20 protein-coding genes and 1 riboswitch are annotated in these 16,702 nt (G+C 33.5%); of the genes, 17 read left to right on the top strand and 3 right to left on the bottom strand.

Annotated elements, in window-relative coordinates; translation table 11 throughout:
* The first annotated feature begins 49 nt into the window (after positions 1-49).
* The 9 genes from LN051_RS04595 to LN051_RS04635 all read left to right on the top strand — a co-directional run bounded on the left by LN051_RS04595 (position 50) and on the right by LN051_RS04635 (position 6,703).
* Positions 50-760 (top strand): transaldolase, encoded by a 711-nt coding sequence (locus LN051_RS04595; RefSeq protein WP_229293380.1) that lies wholly within the window; start codon positions 50-52, stop codon positions 758-760.
* Between the two features lie 321 nt (positions 761-1,081).
* Positions 1,082-1,384, top strand: a complete 303-nt coding sequence (locus tag LN051_RS04600; RefSeq protein ID WP_229293381.1) for a TIGR04197 family type VII secretion effector — start codon at positions 1,082-1,084, stop codon at positions 1,382-1,384.
* A 246-nt stretch (positions 1,385-1,630) separates the two neighbouring features.
* Positions 1,631-3,022: a T7SS effector LXG polymorphic toxin gene (locus LN051_RS04605; RefSeq protein ID WP_229293382.1), complete on the top strand. Its 1,392-nt coding sequence runs from the start codon at positions 1,631-1,633 to the stop codon at positions 3,020-3,022.
* Positions 3,023-3,025: 3 nt separating this feature from the next.
* The gene (locus LN051_RS04610) at positions 3,026-3,697 is read left to right on the top strand and encodes a DUF443 family protein (protein ID WP_229293383.1); all 672 of its coding nucleotides are present in this window, start codon (positions 3,026-3,028) and stop codon (positions 3,695-3,697) included.
* Positions 3,698-3,730: 33 nt separating this feature from the next.
* Positions 3,731-4,387 (top strand): DUF443 family protein, encoded by a 657-nt coding sequence (locus LN051_RS04615; protein ID WP_229293618.1) that lies wholly within the window; start codon positions 3,731-3,733, stop codon positions 4,385-4,387.
* Between the two features lie 39 nt (positions 4,388-4,426).
* The gene (locus LN051_RS04620) at positions 4,427-5,095 is read left to right on the top strand and encodes a DUF443 family protein (protein ID WP_229293384.1); all 669 of its coding nucleotides are present in this window, start codon (positions 4,427-4,429) and stop codon (positions 5,093-5,095) included.
* Positions 5,096-5,131: 36 nt separating this feature from the next.
* A complete protein-coding gene (locus LN051_RS04625) occupies positions 5,132-5,785 on the top strand; it encodes a DUF443 family protein (protein WP_420853992.1) in 654 nt (217 codons plus the stop codon).
* A complete protein-coding gene (locus tag LN051_RS04630) occupies positions 5,782-6,096 on the top strand; it encodes a DUF4176 domain-containing protein (protein WP_229293385.1) in 315 nt (104 codons plus the stop codon). Before LN051_RS04625 ends, LN051_RS04630 begins: the two co-directional genes overlap by 4 nt.
* Positions 6,097-6,247: 151 nt before the next feature.
* A complete protein-coding gene (locus LN051_RS04635; protein ID WP_229293386.1) occupies positions 6,248-6,703 on the top strand; it encodes a hypothetical protein in 456 nt (151 codons plus the stop codon).
* Here LN051_RS04635 and LN051_RS04640 read toward each other — a convergent pair.
* Positions 6,680-7,114, bottom strand: a complete 435-nt coding sequence (locus LN051_RS04640; RefSeq protein ID WP_229293387.1) for a hypothetical protein — start codon at positions 7,112-7,114, stop codon at positions 6,680-6,682. The genes LN051_RS04635 and LN051_RS04640 overlap by 24 nt on opposite strands.
* 15 nt (positions 7,115-7,129) lie before the next feature.
* Positions 7,130-7,597, bottom strand: a complete 468-nt coding sequence (locus LN051_RS04645; protein WP_229293388.1) for a sigma-70 family RNA polymerase sigma factor — start codon at positions 7,595-7,597, stop codon at positions 7,130-7,132.
* Positions 7,598-7,786: 189 nt separating this feature from the next.
* Between LN051_RS04645 and LN051_RS04650 the strand changes: the two genes are divergently transcribed.
* The 7 genes from LN051_RS04650 (at position 7,787) to ribH (ending at position 14,650) form a co-directional block, all read left to right on the top strand.
* Positions 7,787-8,011, top strand: coding sequence for a hypothetical protein (locus LN051_RS04650; RefSeq protein ID WP_229293389.1), 225 nt, complete (start codon positions 7,787-7,789; stop codon positions 8,009-8,011).
* A gap of 157 nt (positions 8,012-8,168) precedes the next feature.
* Positions 8,169-9,035, top strand: coding sequence for a peptidoglycan release complex glucosaminidase SagB (gene sagB / locus LN051_RS04655; protein ID WP_229293390.1), 867 nt, complete (start codon positions 8,169-8,171; stop codon positions 9,033-9,035).
* 276 nt (positions 9,036-9,311) lie between these two features.
* Entirely contained in the window at positions 9,312-10,910 is a 1,599-nt protein-coding gene (locus LN051_RS04660; RefSeq protein ID WP_229293391.1) for an FAD/NAD(P)-binding protein, read from the top strand.
* Positions 10,911-11,027: 117 nt separating this feature from the next.
* Positions 11,028-11,158, top strand: a riboswitch (FMN riboswitch).
* A gap of 132 nt (positions 11,159-11,290) precedes the next feature.
* On the top strand, positions 11,291-12,337 hold the full coding sequence (ribD, locus tag LN051_RS04665; protein WP_229293392.1) for a bifunctional diaminohydroxyphosphoribosylaminopyrimidine deaminase/5-amino-6-(5-phosphoribosylamino)uracil reductase RibD: 1,047 nt from the start codon (positions 11,291-11,293) through the stop codon (positions 12,335-12,337).
* A 4-nt stretch (positions 12,338-12,341) separates the two neighbouring features.
* A complete protein-coding gene (locus LN051_RS04670; RefSeq protein WP_229293393.1) occupies positions 12,342-12,971 on the top strand; it encodes a riboflavin synthase in 630 nt (209 codons plus the stop codon).
* Positions 12,972-12,984: 13 nt separating this feature from the next.
* A complete protein-coding gene (gene ribA, locus LN051_RS04675) occupies positions 12,985-14,166 on the top strand; it encodes a GTP cyclohydrolase II (protein WP_229293394.1) in 1,182 nt (393 codons plus the stop codon).
* A 22-nt stretch (positions 14,167-14,188) separates the two neighbouring features.
* Positions 14,189-14,650, top strand: coding sequence for a 6,7-dimethyl-8-ribityllumazine synthase (gene ribH, locus LN051_RS04680; protein WP_229293395.1), 462 nt, complete (start codon positions 14,189-14,191; stop codon positions 14,648-14,650).
* Between the two features lie 48 nt (positions 14,651-14,698).
* Here ribH and LN051_RS04685 read toward each other — a convergent pair whose 3' ends face one another.
* The gene (locus tag LN051_RS04685) at positions 14,699-15,751 is read right to left on the bottom strand and encodes a proline dehydrogenase family protein (protein ID WP_229293396.1); all 1,053 of its coding nucleotides are present in this window, start codon (positions 15,749-15,751) and stop codon (positions 14,699-14,701) included.
* 460 nt (positions 15,752-16,211) lie between these two features.
* Between LN051_RS04685 and LN051_RS04690 the strand changes: the two genes are divergently transcribed.
* Positions 16,212-16,544: a hypothetical protein gene (locus LN051_RS04690; RefSeq protein ID WP_229293397.1), complete on the top strand. Its 333-nt coding sequence runs from the start codon at positions 16,212-16,214 to the stop codon at positions 16,542-16,544.
* Positions 16,545-16,702: the final 158 nt, after the last annotated feature.

Below are 16,702 nucleotides of genomic sequence, written 5' to 3' on the forward strand. Positions count from 1 at the left end.
CTAAAAATGATATAACATAGATAAGACAACATACATCTAGGAGGACTTTATGAAAAAATTAAACGTTCAAGTATTTGCAGATGGTGCAGATATTAATCAAATGAAACAAGCTTATAAAAATAAAGAAGTTGATGGATTTACTACAAACCCAAGTTTAATGGCTAAAGCAGGCGTGGAGGATTACACACAATTTGCTAAAGAAGTTGTTGAAGCGATTCCAGACGCGTCTGTATCATTTGAAGTATTCGGCGATGATATGGACACAATGGAAAAAGAAGCAGAAATCATTCAACAGTTTGGGGAAAATATTTTTGTAAAAATCCCTATTGTTAACACTAAAGGGGAATCCATGTTACCTTTAATTGAAAGACTATCAGCAAAAGGTGTAAAACTTAATGTCACGGCAGTTTACACAATCGAACAAGTTAAAGCAATCACTGAAGCTGTGACAGAAGGTGTCGAAACGTATGTATCAGTCTTCGCCGGCCGTATTGCAGATACAGGTGTTGACCCGTTACCATTGATGAAAGCATCAGTTGAAATTACGCATAGCAAAAAAGGTGTACAATTATTATGGGCGAGTTGCCGAGAATTATTCAATGTGATTCAAGCCGATGAGATTGGTGCAGATATTATTACTTGTCCAGCGGATGTGGTTAAAAAAATCCCTAATATCGGTCGAGATATAGAATCACTTTCTGTTGATACTGTAAAAGGCTTCGCTAAAGATATTCAAAGTTCAGGACTTTCTATTTTATAATCGGTAACCCCTGTAAGCATAGTGTTTACAGGGGTTTTTTAGTGTCACTAATGAAATTTAAGCCCAAAAGGTCGTAATGGGAATATTTCATACAATAGGAGAAGATATAATAACTCGTAAATATCTTTAGTAAAGGTATGAACGATAGAATATATAATTTTGGTAGATTTAGCACATTATGATAAAAGATATTTATTATGTCAGAGGCAAAGACTTTATTTTTTTGCCTCTTTTTTTATATTTTGACTAGTTATCTGAGTTTTTGTGTTGTAAAATATTTTAAGAATATAAAATTCTAACATATATATAGGATATGAAATCATGAATTTATATATAGAAAGTAGGGAGTTTATGGGAGAAATAAAAAGTGATCTTGAGAAAACGCAACATGCTTATTTCATGATAAACAGTGCGATTTCAAAATGTTCTAACGTAACAGCACCAGAAAAAGATGAAAGTACAACCGTTAAGGGAAATAAGCATGCCCATGACGCGATAGACAAAATATTAAGTACAAATCAAACTATCACAACATCACTTAATAAAGTGAACACAGCACTTAAAGATGTTGGGGACAGTTTTAATACGATGGACATGATGATAGGTAATGAAATTGCACAGTAATGCTTAATAACATTAAAGCGTGATACATATATCAGAAATAACTGTTGTGTAAATGAATCGAACATATTTAAAGTTAGCATTATAAAACGTGTGATTGCCCATTGAGCTAAGACATATGCATCCATTATTTATTTCAGTGTAGGTGAGAACTTAACATTTAAAAGTATACCTATGATACGTATGAAATGATGAACAGATTTGTAACATCACAAAGAAGTATAGAGATAGAAAAAAGGAGGGGTAATCATGAGTATTGATATGTATTTAGGTAGAGCAAGGAGTCAAGCGTCTAGCGTACACAATTTAAATCAATCAATGAATCAAAATTATAACAGTCTAGAAACAGCAGTTTTTCAATTTATAAATGAAGAAGAATTAAAAGGTAAAGCGTATACATCAGCCAAACAGTTTTTCAGTGCAGTTGTTATCCCTTTAATGACTAGTATGAAAACATTGAATGATTTAATGGAACAAGCTTCTAATACGTTTGTAGAACGTTATACCAATGAAGTAGACACGCAGACTTTAAAAGAATCCGAACTTGAAGAAGACATTAACGAATTAAAACAACGCATCTCACGTTTTGAAGACTTAAACATCGTTTTAAAGAAGCATCTTTCTGATAATCGTAGCGCAATCGAAGGTAACCAACAAATCATCTCAAGTTTGCAACAACAAAAGTATGAGTTAGAAGAAAAACTGAGGAAGTTACGTGCATTTAATCAAGTATCTCCAGAGATATTTAAAGAAGTTGAATCGTTCCATCAGATTATTCAACAAGGGATTGCACAATTACAAAATGGTTGGGATCCGGTCAAACAAGTATTCAATATTCCTTCAGGCAAAGACTTAGAATGGGCAGAAGCGAGTTATGAAAAGTTTTTAAGTGTTGAAATGCAAAAAATCAAAGAAAAAGCTAAAAATGCTAAATTAGATAAACAAGACGGTCAAATCATCAAGGAATACGCAGAAAAACATCCAGATGAAACGATGCAATCATGGTTAAAAAATTACATTATAAATAATAAAGAAAGTATTTTACGTGACTTAGGCCTAGATATTACATCAACACTTTTAGAACAACTTGGGTTACATTCAGTTAGATTAGGTGCCTTTATAAATACAGCAGGCGGACTGAAAGGACCAGAGGGACCTAACTCATTTCGAACAATTGAACGTTCATGGGGAAATATATTTATAAACCATAGTGGAACTTGGGGAAAAATTGGTAAATATGGTTCTAAATCGATAACAGGACTCGGTTTTGGGATCGGAATGTACGACGATCTTTCAGATGGTAGAACAGTCGGTGAAGCATTATCTCATAACACTTTTACTTTAGCAGCAGGTGCGGGGGGAATGGCTTTAGCAGGAATTTTTTTAGGCAGTAATCCTGTCGGATGGGCTGTTTTAGGTAGCTTTGCAGTTGCCACTTTATTTTCATTTGGAGCAAATTTAGCTTACGAAAGTAATTTATTTGGTACGAAAGATAAGGTGGATTGGATAGGTCACAAAATTGATGATGGTATAGATGCTATTAAAACGTCCGCAAACGATGCTGTAGAGCGTGCGAAAGACGTTGGTGACGTTGTCAAAAATATTGGTGACCATATTAATCCTATGGAATGGGCGTGGTAAACATTGCGTTGTGAAATAAAAGTTATTTATAATAACCCTAAATATCGTATCATCAAATACCATAATGAATATTTGATAGTTGATCTTGCAAGTACTTGGTTGGCTTTTATCTTCCCGATGATTAATTGGTTGATACCTAAAAAGTACGCTAAAATTAGTCAAGAAGAGTTCGAAAAATTAACCATTGTACAACCTAATAAAAACAAAGCCTTTTGGCCGACAATGGCAGGAGTGACAATGTGTTCAGTCACATTTAGAAAACATCTACATTTGTTAGACTTTCAATTAGAACAAAGTTTAATAATCACTATATGTGTTATCACATTTCTAGGCATTTTAATATTTTATTTTTATTTAAATAAAAGATTGACAATAGATTATTTTAAAGCACGTAGCCAACATAAAGGAAAAATAATGTTATTTCCCAATTTTAAACATGCTTGTTCTATACTATTGGCGTATATTTGTTTAGCGGGAGTTTCTATACTTTGTTTAACGGCACTTATAACGGTAAAGCCCCAAAACATAATCATATTTGCTCTTTGGATTGTAACGACGATGCTCTTCTTTTTAGCGGGAATGGTTGCAATAGGTTATGAAAAAGTACACGTCATATCTAAAACAGAAGAGGTAGATGATATGGTGAAGAGCGTTAAGACAAGTGATGTTGATTAAAAATAGAGATGATTTTATCAAATGGACGTGGAAATATTGCGTTGTGAATCTAGAGTTATTTATAAAAATCCGAAATACCGAATTATCAAATATCAAAATGAGTATTTGATGGTTAATCTTATGAGTACATGGTTAGCTCTTTTCTTTCCAATGATTAATTGGTTGCTACCTAAAAATTATGCCAAAATTAGTAAAGAAGAGTTTGAAAAATTAACCATTGTACAACCTACTAAAAACAAAGCTTTTTGGTCGACAATGGCGGGAGTGACAATGTTTTCAGTCACATTTAGAAAACATCTACATGTGTTTGATATCCAATTAGAAAAAAGTTTAATAACTATAATCTGCGTCATCTCGTTTTTAAGTATTTTAATTTTTTATTTCTATTTAAACAAAAGATTGACAATAGACTTTTTTGAAACGCGCACAAAGCATAAAGGTAAAATAATGTTATTTCCCAATTTTAAACATGCTTGTTTGTTAGTTTTCTTTTATATCTTTTTGGGAGGGTTTTCAATACTTTGTTTAACGGCACTTATAACAGTAAAGCCTCAAAACATAATTCTATTTATTTGTTGGGTTATGACAACTATGGTCTTTTTTTTAGTTAATATGGCTGCGATTGGTTATGAAAAGGTGCACGTCATATCTAGAACAAAAGAGATAGATGATATGCTAAAGAGTGTTTAGAGCATGTGTATTGTCTAAGAAATATCGATACCCTATCAAATGGATGTGGAGAAGTTGCATTGTGAAACTAGAGTTATTTATAAAAATCCGAAATATCGAATTATCGAATATCAGAATGAATATTTAATGATTGATCTTGTGAGTACATGGCTAGCTTTTATCCTCCCAATGATTAATTGGTTGATACCCAAGAAGTACGCCAAAATTAGTCAAGAAGAGTTCGATAAATTAACCCTTGTGAAACCTACTAAAAACAAAGTATTTTGGCCAACAACAGCTGGAGTTGTAATGGGTTCAGTCACACTCAGAAAATATGGACATGTTTTAGACATTCAATTAGAAAAATCTTTAGTAATTACAATATGTGCCATCTTATTATTAGGAATATTAATTTTTTACTTTTATCTAAATAAAAAATTGACCATTGATTTTTTTGAAGCACGTACAAAACATAAAGGTAAAATAATGTTACTTCCTAACTTTAAACACTTTTGTTTTACACTATTCTTGTATATCGTGTTTGGAGGGTTTTCAATACTTTCTTTTATGATGCTTGTAACGATGGATTTCCAAAATATACTTATATTTATTTTATGGATTATAATGACCATGTTCTTTTTCTTAACAAGTATGTGCGCAATTGGCAATGAAAAGGTATATGTCGTATCTAAAACAAAAGCAGTAGATGACACGGTAAAGAGCGTTTAGACATTTGTATTGTCAAAAAATCGATAATCCTATCAAATGGATGTGGAGAAGTTGCGTTGTGAAACTAGAATTATTTATAAAAATCCGAAGTATCGGATTATTAAATATCAGAATGAGTATTTAATGGTTGATCTTGTGAGTACGTGGTTAGCTTTTTTCTTGCCGATGATTAATTGGTTGATACCCAAGAAGTATGCCAAAATTAGTCAAGAAGAGTTTGAAAAATTAACCCTTGTACAACCTACTAAAAACAAAATTTTTTGGCCGTCAATGGCAGGAGCGACAATGGGTTCATTCACTCTTAGAAAATATGGACATTTGTTAGATATTCAATTAGAAAAAAATTTAGTAATTACGATATGTGCTATCACGTTTCTCGGTATTTTAATCTTTTGTTTCTATTTAAACAAAAGGCTGACAATAGATTATTTTAAAGCACGCACGAAGCATAAAGGTAAAATAATGTTATTTCCTAATTTTAAACATATTTGCTTGCTTTTATTCGCATATATCTTTTCTGTATGTTTCTCATTTCTTTTTTTATCGATGCTTGTAGGAATGAAATCCCAAAATATAATCGTGTATATTTGTTGGTCAATATTAACGCTATTCTTTTTTTTAGCAAATATGTCTTCAATTGGGAATGAAAAGGTGTATGTCATCTCTAAAATAAAGGAGGTGGAAAAATGATTACAATTGGTAGTATTATATATTTAAAAGGCGGATCCCAAAAAATGATGATATTGAATCGTGGTCCTATTTTAGAACAAGAAAATAAAAAAGTTATGTTTGATTATGCTGCTTGCAAATATCCTTTAGGATTGGTAGGCGAAGAGATTTTTTATTTTAATACTGAAAATATAGCACGTGTTGTCTTTGAAGGGTATTCAGATGAAGACGAAATCAGATTCCAAGAGTTATACCAAGATATGTTAAAGAATTTAGATAATGATATTGTGCGAGGCGAAGTAACATCAGATGATTTGAATTTGAAATCATAAAGAGATGAGACCACTATGTTATTTGCACAATTTTCACTAGTGAAAAAGTAAGCCACTTATAGAAACATAAATAAGACCCAAACACTTCGAATTATCACGAAGGTTTGAGTCTCTTTTTTTAATCAATTCAGTTGCGAAACGGGAGGAAATCATGCGCAAGTATTCAATTAAATCGAGTATTGAGAAGCAATTATGGTTTTTAAGTAAAAGAGAAAAAGTATTATTACAGCAACAACTTAGCGCATTGGAAGATGCAACGTTTAAAGCACATTACGTATCAAAAAATCATTTTGTCATTACTTTTTTAAAGCAACATGTATTTAATCAACGGCCGAAATCACAATTACATCTAGTAACCACATTAGTAGGTTTAATGGTGATGAACGTTTTACTTTTAGGTGCGTTTATTACTGGGTTATTGTTATCATTAACATCAATGAAGCACTTACTATCATCTTCATCAACGTTAGATACATCCTATGTTGTTATGATTTTGGTGGCGAGCTTGTTCGTAGGATTGGGTGCGTTATTACTTATGAAGCCTACGAACGCTTGGCTTACGAAGCGACTTTTAGATTATAAGCTAAACAGAGTCGCCCATAAGTAGTTGAGTGAGAAGAATGCATTCTTTCCATTTTTTAGAGCAGAATGTAATTGGAATATCTACAACTACGTGTTGATTGTTAGGGAAGAAGATACGTGTTTGGTTTTTAGATGAAACCATCCCGATAACTTGAGCCATATTAATATACATTTGATGAGGTGCGCGTTTCGCATAAAGCGGACATAACACGATTTGGGGAGTAACAAAAATAGGAATGAACTGCCCGATATTTAACAGCTCGCTTGACAAGTGTTGTTGTGTAGTTAAATCTTTATGATTCGTTTTTAGTAAATCATTCAAAAATTGGTACATACTTATTGATGTATTAATTCTGAAGTTGGAAAATTGTATATCTAACTGGTGCGTCATTGTTTGTGATGTTTTAGCGTATAAAAGGGTATTAAAATGCTGCATATGCTAGAATCCTTTCTAAAGGTGTTGACTGAGGCTTTTTCTTAAAATGGCATAAGTAGTTTTTTTATAATTTTTAACAGTACTGAGAGCACAGTTCATCATTTGATGGATTTCTTTTTGGGTATAGCCGTTTAAATGAAGGGTAAGCCAGAGTTGTTGTTTCGGAGATAATAAATGTGAAATAAAAGATAGTTCTAGAGAAAGATACGAAGAAGATGGCACTTTTTGTGGATGTGAGTCGATATCAAGCGTGTCCAATTTGGCGTATTCTCGTCTTAAAAGGTCTAAAAGATAAAAGTGAAGTTTTGTGCGGATATAAGGATGAAATTGCTTGGAACGTTTAGGGTCAAATTGTTGTTCTAATTCCCATAGACGAATTAATAACATTTGATAATACTCATCATAATTATACTGAATAAAATATTTTTTGAGAAGAAAGTGAATGAATTTTTCATATTTTAAGTACAATGTGTCGAAATTCATAGTAAGCCTCCTTTAATTTGTTGACCGGTCAAATTATTTTTATCAGTTATTATTAATTGTGGCACGTGCATTTTTATGATATTTTTAGATTAAATTCAACGTAAAGACGTTAAAATGAGCAAATGAATGAATAAATGGGTGTTTTCAACGCAGGTTTGACATATTTTTATAAAAAAGGATGGAGAAAATATGGACTACGAACATTTAAATTTAGAACACTTTTTTGCGCGTAATGATGATTTAGACATTATTCGAGACCGTGCCGATTTTGTAATGATTAATAATATGACAAAAGAAATGATGTACCGTGAAGGTGTAACAGAAGGCACTATAGATTTAACAAGATATTATTATAAAAATCGTTCTCAAGCTGTAAGTTTTATTATGATGGATTATTCTCGTGAGAAAGAGTAATGAATTTCTTTACATATTCATTACTTTTTTTTTATGAATTCATGACAAGGTGCAACTTCAATTGTGTTCAGTCGGCTTTGGTGGTAAAATTTGTATTCAAGCGTGAATGTTTAATAGATATATTTCTATTGAAACAACATATTGAAGAGGTGTGTTTATGAGAAAGCACAAAAAAGGTTCCATTATTTCTGTAGTGGTGTTACTCATCGTAACTGCGATTGCAGGGTTTTTATTTTTTTCGATGATTAAAGATCAAATATTCTTTAAATCAGTAGAGCAAGTCGAACGTGTGGAAAGACTAGATGTCACACTTGCTCAGGCGTCCAAAAAACAAATAGATAATTATACAAGCCAACAAGTTTCTAATAAAGATCATACAAATTGGCGTGATGCTTCAGCGACTGAAATTCGTGAGGCGATGGACAGTTCTGATTTTATGGATGATAAAAGACAGAAATATCAATTCTTAGATTTATCGAAATATCAAGGAATTGATGAGAATCGTATTAAACGTATGTTAATTAACCATCCGACTTTACTCAATCATACGGAAGATTTTTTAGATGCTGCTAAAGCAAAACAAGTTAACGAAGTATATTTGATTTCACACGCATTGCTTGAAACGGGTTCTGTAGCTTCTGAACTATCAAAAGGTGTAGAAATTGATGGAAAAAAATATTACAACTTCTATGGTGTAGGTGCACTGGATGAAGATCCGATTAAAACAGGTGCTGCATATGCTAAGAAAAAAGGATGGGATACTCCAGAAAAAGCCATTTATGGAGGTGCGGAGTTTATCCACGATCATTATTTAAAAAATCCTAAACAAAATACGCTTTATAGTATGAGATGGAATCCTAAAAATCCAGGAGAACATCAATATGCGACAGATATTAATTGGGCAAAAAGCAATGCAACGATTATGGCTGACTTCTATAAAGATATGAAAACTGAAGGAAAATACTTTAATTGGTATGTATATAAAGACGATATCAAACATCGTGACGGCAAAAATCATGAATAAATAATAAAACGACTTTCAAATTTATTTGAAAGTCGTTTTTTGATGAATTGTGTTACTCTGCATTGTTCTTTCGTCCAAAGAAGAAGAACATTATGAAAGCAGTGATAAGTACTTTTAAAATACGTTTGAGCAATATGCTCACCTCTTTAGTATTTAAGTAATGTCTGAGCTTATTTTAACATGAATGTGAACCTGTTAAAAAGTTAGAACGATAGGGAATTATAAAGGGTGATTTAGGGTAGAAATAAGAGAACAGTTGGAGAAAGGGTGAATAACATGAAGGTAGCAATCATAGGGATGGGGACTGCAGGCGTTAGCGTATTAAGGCATTTAGTAAAGTTTAAGAAATTTAAAAAATTAGAAGTGGATGTATATGATAATGCACGAAATATGGGACAAGGGAAGCCGTTTCAAGATGATAGTGAAGATTTATTAACGAATGTTCCTGTTGATATGATTTCTTTAAATCAAGATAACCTTAATGAGTTTAAAGAATGGTATGAAGCACAACAACAATTTGATTATGGTAAAAATGTTGAATATTTGCCACGTTTTGTCTTTGGCCATTATATGAAAAGTCAATTAGAGACATTTAACAGTACTTATGAAAATCTCAACATTATTAATGAAGAAGTGACACATATGTACATAGAAGAAGCAAGCAACCAAATTCTTCTACAATCGATTAATGTGTGTACGGAAAATGACATTACTTCTTGTAAAAAATATGACTACGTTTTCTTAACTATTGGTACGATGAGTTATAATGATCCGTATCAACTTAAAGGTACAACAAATTATATTCAATCACCATACCCAGCCAATCGCACCCTTGAAGAAGTCCGAGAAGATGATGACATCGCCATTATAGGAAGCGGACTTGCAAGTTTAGATGTAATTCGATATATCGTCAATCATCATAAAAAGAAACCGATAGTAGTGGCAAGTCGTAGTGGTAAAATGCCTAGTGTACGTGGGGAAATGATAGAGATAACATTAAAGCATGTGACCCCTGAAAACTTTGATGACTTAAAGCAACGCCATATGGGGTTTGTACCGCTAGAAAATGCGATTGCTTTATTTAAACAAGAATGTGAAGATTATCAAATTCCATTACAAAAATTACTGAAACGCAGAAAATATGACCCTATACGTGATTTGAATTATGATTTGAATCATCCTGAAGCAGTCGGAACATTGCAAAGTTTGTTAGAAGCAATTAAGGAAAATATGGATTGGATATGGAATAGCTTTAGTAGGGAAGATCAAGAGCGGTTCATTCATAAATACCAAAGATATATAGTAGAAAATTCGAATCCTATGCCGCAAGAAACTGCTAAATTAGTAGTTAAAGAAATTAAAGATGGCAACATAAAAGTGCTTTCCGGACTAGAAAGTGTCCGCCATTATTACGGGAAATTTCGACTTGGATTTAAACAAAGTGATGAAGAAATCAAAGTGAATGTTGTCATTAATGCTACAGGATCTAAAAAGCATTTGGCTCAATTAGATGACGACGATGCATTATTGTTAGATATTGCAAATCGTCAAATCGTGCAACCGCACCCAATGGGGGGCATTCAAATAGTACCAACTACCAATGAAGTGATCAGTCCATTATATGGCACGTTAAACAATTTGAGAGCGATAGGTCAAACGACGAATGGTGTAAACTATCATCGAAATGGCGTACCTGCAATTGTGCAGCAAGCGGTACGATCAGTTGAAAATCTTTACGAAACGTTAAAAGCTTTGAAAACGTTAGAAAAAGAGCGTGACAAATCTGAAAAAACGAATAAAGATAAGTACAAAAAGAAAGATAAAGATAAAAAGAAAAAAGACAAGAAAAAGAAAAATAAGAAAAATAAAAAGTAATATCTCAATATAACTATGTCAATTCTTTGTAAATTTAAAAAAGTTAAGCTAATATAGACTCAAGTACTTATTTTAAAGTGCTTGAGTATCTTTTTATCTCAATAACAATTTCATAACGTATTCTTTCGGGGCTGGGTGAAATTCCCAACCGGCAGTAAAGCAAGCCTGCGACCCGTAGTTATTTAACTACGGCTGATCTAGTGAAAATCTAGAGCCGACAGTGAAAGTCTGGATGGGAGGAAGAATAACGGTGACAAACATAAAATAGCATTTATTTTATGTTTATTTGCTGATGACTAAATAAGGCATGTATGTCTTATTTATATTGATATAACCTCCACTCGAAGCGACAATCGGGTGGTTTTTTTTGAGGTGAAAGATTGACGAATTATTTAGATAAAGCGATAACTTTAGCTGAAATGGTAGAAGGCCAAACGAGTTGCAACCCCCCAGTTGGCGCGATTATCGTTAAAGATGGTCGCATTATAGGTATGGGGGCACATTTAAAACAAGGTGAGCGCCATGCTGAAATTCAAGCAATTGATATGGCAGGTGCTGAACATGTCGAAGGTTCAACGATGTATGTTTCACTTGAGCCATGTTCACATTTTGGTAAAACACCCCCATGTGCAAAGCGAATTATAGAAACAGGGATTGCTCGCGTCATATATGCAGCGAGGGATGTCACTTTACCAGCTACAGGACATCGTATGATGGAAGAAGCAGGTGTTAAAGTAGATTATCGACCGCATCCAAGAAGTGAGCGCCTGTATCAACCTTTTTTTGAAAGTAAAAAAAGTGAAACACCTATTGTGACAGTTAAAGTGAGCGCGAGTATAGATGGCAAACAAGCTACGGATCATAACGAAAGTCAATGGATTACAAATCCTGATGTCAAAACGGATGTTTTTCAACTCAGACATCATCATGATGCGATTATAACGGGCTCTGGCACGTTACATAGTGATAATCCAAGTTTGACTGTACGCCGAGAAAATGGTCATCATCCGACGCGTGTCATACTTTCTCGAAGTGGGAAAATACAATGGGACGCTCAGTTGTTTCACGACCATCAAGCACCCATATTTATATATACAGAAAACGCACAACTTCAAACATCTCTTTCACATGTAGAAATTGTTTATCTTGAAAGGTGTGAAGTGAGTGCGATTTTAAAAGATTTATACCAAAAAGGGTTTGGACGTGTTCTTGTCGAAGCAGGTCCTAATGTAACCTCACAATTTTTATCATCTAATATGATAACCCATTTTATTTTATATTTAGCCCCGAAATTAATAGGTGGACAAGGTTTAAACCAGTTTTATCAAACTGATGAAATTAAGAAGTTAAACCACCTCCATCAATTTGAAATTGTTGAGACATCATTAATAGATACGAATGTGAAAATACACATGAAAAGGAAGTGACAACATGTTCACAGGTATCATTGAAGAAGTCGGAACAATTCAATTTATCCGCAAACGCAATCCTACAACACAACTGACTATTGCATGCTCTAAAATTTTGAATGATATGTCAGTTGGAGACTCCATTAGTGTTAATGGCACATGTTTAACTGTAACTTCATTCGATGAGAATAGCTTTAACGTTGACGTTATTTTAGGTACAGAAAATAAAACCTATTTAGGACAATTGAAAACTGGAGATCAAGTGAATCTTGAACGAGCATTACTTGCAACAGGCCGATTAGGGGGCCATTTTGTTCAAGGTCATGTTGATAATAAAGGTGTCATTACACGTGTACAGCAATCCGCAAATGAATGGATTTATACAATTGATGCACCTAAGTCTATTTTGGCACAAATGATTCCACAAGGTTCTATTGCTGTAGATGGTATTAGTTTGACTGTGTTTGAAAAAAATACTTCAAGTTTTGAAATTCATTTAATTCCTGAAACGCGTCAGGCTACGACTTTATCATCGAAAAAACAAGGTGATGTTGTTCATCTTGAAACAGATATGTTATTTAAATATGTCCAAGCGCTCAATACGAATAAACAAGAACTAGCTATGGAAGACTTAATTAATGCTGGTTTCTAATGGAGGAATAAGGATGGAATTTGATTCAATTGAAAGTGCCTTAGTTGCGCTAAAAAGGGGTGAACCTATTGTCGTCTTAGATGATGAAAATCGTGAAAATGAAGGTGACCTCGTTGCAATAACAGAATGGATGCAAGATGATACCATTAATTTTATGGCTAAATATGGCCGCGGATTGATTTGTGCACCGATATCTAAAGGGATAGCTGAACAGGTCGGGCTGTCACCAATGGTATCAACAAATACTGACCCACACGGCACTGCATTTACAGCGAGTATTGATCATATATCTGCTACGACAGGTATCAGTGCTTTTGAACGGACGCAAACGATTCGTGCATTAATTCAAGAAGATGTTGATGCCAAGTCATTTAATCAACCTGGACACGTCTTTCCTTTAATTGCACAAGATAATGGCGTGCTAGCACGTCGTGGCCATACGGAAGCTGCAATTGATTTAGCACTGTTAACAGGGGCAAAACCAGCCGGTGTCATTTGTGAAATTATGAATGAAGATGGCACGATGGCACGAGGTGAAGCGCTAAACGCGTTTAAATATAAGCATCAATTAAAAATGATTACGATTGAAGCACTCGTAGCTTATATTAAAGTGAACCGAAAACTCATTAAACAAGAAGCTAAAGTCAAATTACCGACGCGCTACGGTGCGTTTGATATGATTGGCTTTACTTCAAAATTCGATGGTCAAGAGCACCTTGCCATTATTAAAGGAGAAATTCAACCTGAAATGAACGTCCGTATTCATTCAGCTTGTGTCACAGGCGATATTTTTCATAGTGAACGGTGTGATTGCGGTGAACAACTTGAAAACGCAATGAAATACATTCAAGAAAATGACGGTATCATTCTTTATTTGCCTCAAGAAGGTAGAGGCATAGGGTTGATGAATAAACTAAAAGCTTATGAACTTATTGAGCAAGGCTATAATACCATTACTGCAAATGAAGCTTTAGGCTTTGACCCTGATTTAAGAGATTATGATATTGCAGCACAAATTTTAAAATATTTAGGTGTAACGTCTGTTAAATTACTAAGTAATAACCCAGATAAGTTTCAAGGTTTAAAACAATATCAAATTGATATTAAAGAGAGAATACCTCTCATTACTAGCGAGAATAAGAACAACCATGATTATTTAAAAGTTAAAAAAACACAAATGGGACATTTAATTTAAATTAATTTTAGGAGGAAATATAATGAAATTCGAAGGACAATTAATTGGTAAAGGTTTAAAAATTGGAATTGTAGTGAGTCGCTTTAATGATTTAATTACGGGGCGTCTTGTGGACGGAGCATTCGATGCATTGATACGTCATCAAGTTGGAGAAGAAGATATTGATATTGCATATGTACCTGGTGCATTTGAATTACCACTTGTAGCAAAAAAAATGGCGCAAACGGGCAAGTATGATGCGATTATTACGCTAGGATGTGTAATAAGAGGGGCAACATCTCACTATGATTACGTATGTAATGAGTCGGCAAAAGGCATTTCTAAGGCAAGTGAAGATACTGGAATTCCAGTAATTTATGGTGTGCTAACGACAGAAAATATCGAGCAAGCCATTGAACGCGCAGGTACAAAAGCGGGCAATAAAGGCTCTGACGTAGCAGTAAGCGCTATTGAAATGGCGAATTTACTTAAGTCAATTCAATAATGTGAAAAGGGGGGTGGGACATATTGATGTCCCACCCCTTAATTATTACTATAATATTTTGATACAACGCTGTTGCTGTGCATTTGATTCAGTAGCTGTTGTAGATTTTGGTTGCTTATTTTTCTTTTTAAGTGTAAGAGTAAATAAAGTTGTAAACAGTGCAATACCGCCAAAAATTGCCAGTCTTTTAGGTTTAGCGAACTCTTTAAAGGCTAACGTTAAGTTTTGTGGGCGTTCAGCTAAACGACGCATAAAGTAGCCAAACCAATCGTCGCCATAAGGGACGTAAATTGTAAAGTGATAGCCTTCATTTGCGATTTGCTCTGCCAGTTCAGTTCTGAAACCATAAAGCATTTGGAATTCAAACTTAGATTTATCAATCTGATGTTCCTCAACAAAAGCTTTCACATGGTTGATAACATGATGATCATGTGTCGCAATAGAAGTGAAATTGTCTGTATTTAGTAAACGTTTTTCGATTAATCTTATGTAATTTTGATCAATTTCTTCTTTAGTTTGGTAGGCAATATGTGGTGACTCTTTATAAGCGCCTTTGACTAAGCGTAAACGTAAGTCAGGATATTTATCGAGGAGGACATCTGCTTTAAATAAGTAAGCTTGAATGACCGTACCTACATTTGTAAATTCACTTTTTAAACGATCGAGTGTTTGTGTGACATCAAATAGGCTTTCATATTTTTCAGTGTCAAAATTGATGTGCATATTATTATAAGATTTTGCTGTTTTGACGATTTCATAGACATTTTCGTACGCTAATGCACGATCAAATTCAATGCCTAGTTGGCTTAATTTAATAGACATGTGCGCGTTAAGTCGGTTGTCATATAGCACTTTCATTACTTCTAAAATTTCATTTTTCGCATCAATGGCTTCTTGTCGAGTGTGGACGAATTCCCCAAGTATATCGACGGTACCAGCGATGTTTTTATCATTTAATCGCTTAATCGTTCGAACAATATCTGGAAGTTGATTACCTGCCACGACTTTGTTTGCACCAAGAGAAGGTCCGACTTTTTTTGCAGTCGTATTTAAAAAGGCATTATTAGATAAAGCCATAAAAAAATTCTTAACTAAACCCATGTTGTTATTCCTCCCATATCACTGTATTGCTGATAATGATAGTGTATCACGATTATATATAGGAGAAAACGGTTTCAACTAAAGTTTTTAGAATTTAGTGAAAAGAATATCATTTTTGTACATTTTAGCCCGTTTATTTAGAAATTTGTATGCTAGCATCAATTGGATCTTGAATCATTGCAGAGAAAACAGGAATGTTAAAAATGATAAAGAAACTGATGACACATTTCAAAATGAATTTCATAAAAGGCTCCTTTATAGATATGTCTTACTTCAAACTTAGCACATGTTTATAAAGTAGATACTAAGATGTTGTAAATTATACTTAAATGTACTTTGCCCGAGCACTTTTTATTAATTATTTGTAAATCGTAGACTCAAATCTTAACGGTAATTTTAAATTTAAAGTGTTGTTTACATGATAAAATGACATTAAGCACACTAAAGGGAGTCTTGTTAAATGTTTAGAGATTTAGTCTTTTATACTTTGGGAACTGAGCTTGATACATTTGCTCAATACTTTATTTTTGAACTTATTTTGTTAGTTGTACTTGGGTTAGCAATTGTTTTACTAACGAAAAAGTTATGGATTGCTGTTGTTGTTATTCTTGCTTTAAATGTAATTGACGCAGCTATCATAGGTAACTTTAATGCTACACAAGGCCAAGGGTCATTGATTGGTCAATTTTTCTTAATGTTAGTTGCGAAATTTTTCCCAACCTTCTATGAAATTTTACTCGTAGTATTAATTTCTCGAGTGCCGATGATACGCAAAAAGTTTCATCTCGCTTAATCGTCATGATGTAAAACAAAAGAATACGAAACATAAATGATGATTTATCATTTTAATGCATGTTTGAAAACTGAGTCTTTTAATTTCAAACGTGCGTTTTTTATATTTGTTAGCGCATTGCGCCTAGAATTGATAAGATAAAATAAAGGATTTCAGAT

The sequence above is a fragment of the Staphylococcus ratti genome, from assembly GCF_020883535.1.
GTDB classification, from domain to species: Bacteria; Bacillota; Bacilli; order Staphylococcales; family Staphylococcaceae; genus Staphylococcus; species Staphylococcus ratti.

Bases quoted from the DNA above. Each gene is read 5' to 3' on its own strand.
- LN051_RS04595 (WP_229293380.1), top strand. From the start codon at position 50: ATGAAAAAATTAAACGTTCAAGTATTTGCAGATGGTGCAGATATTAAT.
- LN051_RS04600 (WP_229293381.1), top strand. From the start codon at position 1,082: ATGAATTTATATATAGAAAGTAGGGAGTTTATGGGAGAAATAAAAAGT.
- LN051_RS04605 (WP_229293382.1), top strand. From the start codon at position 1,631: ATGAGTATTGATATGTATTTAGGTAGAGCAAGGAGTCAAGCGTCTAGC.
- LN051_RS04620 (WP_229293384.1), top strand. From the start codon at position 4,427: ATGGATGTGGAGAAGTTGCATTGTGAAACTAGAGTTATTTATAAAAAT.
- LN051_RS04625 (WP_420853992.1), top strand. From the start codon at position 5,132: ATGGATGTGGAGAAGTTGCGTTGTGAAACTAGAATTATTTATAAAAAT.
- LN051_RS04630 (WP_229293385.1), top strand. From the start codon at position 5,782: ATGATTACAATTGGTAGTATTATATATTTAAAAGGCGGATCCCAAAAA.
- LN051_RS04635 (WP_229293386.1), top strand. From the start codon at position 6,248: ATGCGCAAGTATTCAATTAAATCGAGTATTGAGAAGCAATTATGGTTT.
- LN051_RS04640 (WP_229293387.1), bottom strand. From the start codon at position 7,114: ATGCAGCATTTTAATACCCTTTTATACGCTAAAACATCACAAACAATG.
- LN051_RS04645 (WP_229293388.1), bottom strand. From the start codon at position 7,597: ATGAATTTCGACACATTGTACTTAAAATATGAAAAATTCATTCACTTT.
- LN051_RS04650 (WP_229293389.1), top strand. From the start codon at position 7,787: ATGGACTACGAACATTTAAATTTAGAACACTTTTTTGCGCGTAATGAT.
- sagB (WP_229293390.1), top strand. From the start codon at position 8,169: ATGAGAAAGCACAAAAAAGGTTCCATTATTTCTGTAGTGGTGTTACTC.
- LN051_RS04660 (WP_229293391.1), top strand. From the start codon at position 9,312: ATGAAGGTAGCAATCATAGGGATGGGGACTGCAGGCGTTAGCGTATTA.
- LN051_RS04670 (WP_229293393.1), top strand. From the start codon at position 12,342: ATGTTCACAGGTATCATTGAAGAAGTCGGAACAATTCAATTTATCCGC.
- ribA (WP_229293394.1), top strand. From the start codon at position 12,985: ATGGAATTTGATTCAATTGAAAGTGCCTTAGTTGCGCTAAAAAGGGGT.
- ribH (WP_229293395.1), top strand. From the start codon at position 14,189: ATGAAATTCGAAGGACAATTAATTGGTAAAGGTTTAAAAATTGGAATT.
- LN051_RS04685 (WP_229293396.1), bottom strand. From the start codon at position 15,751: ATGGGTTTAGTTAAGAATTTTTTTATGGCTTTATCTAATAATGCCTTT.
- LN051_RS04690 (WP_229293397.1), top strand. From the start codon at position 16,212: ATGTTTAGAGATTTAGTCTTTTATACTTTGGGAACTGAGCTTGATACA.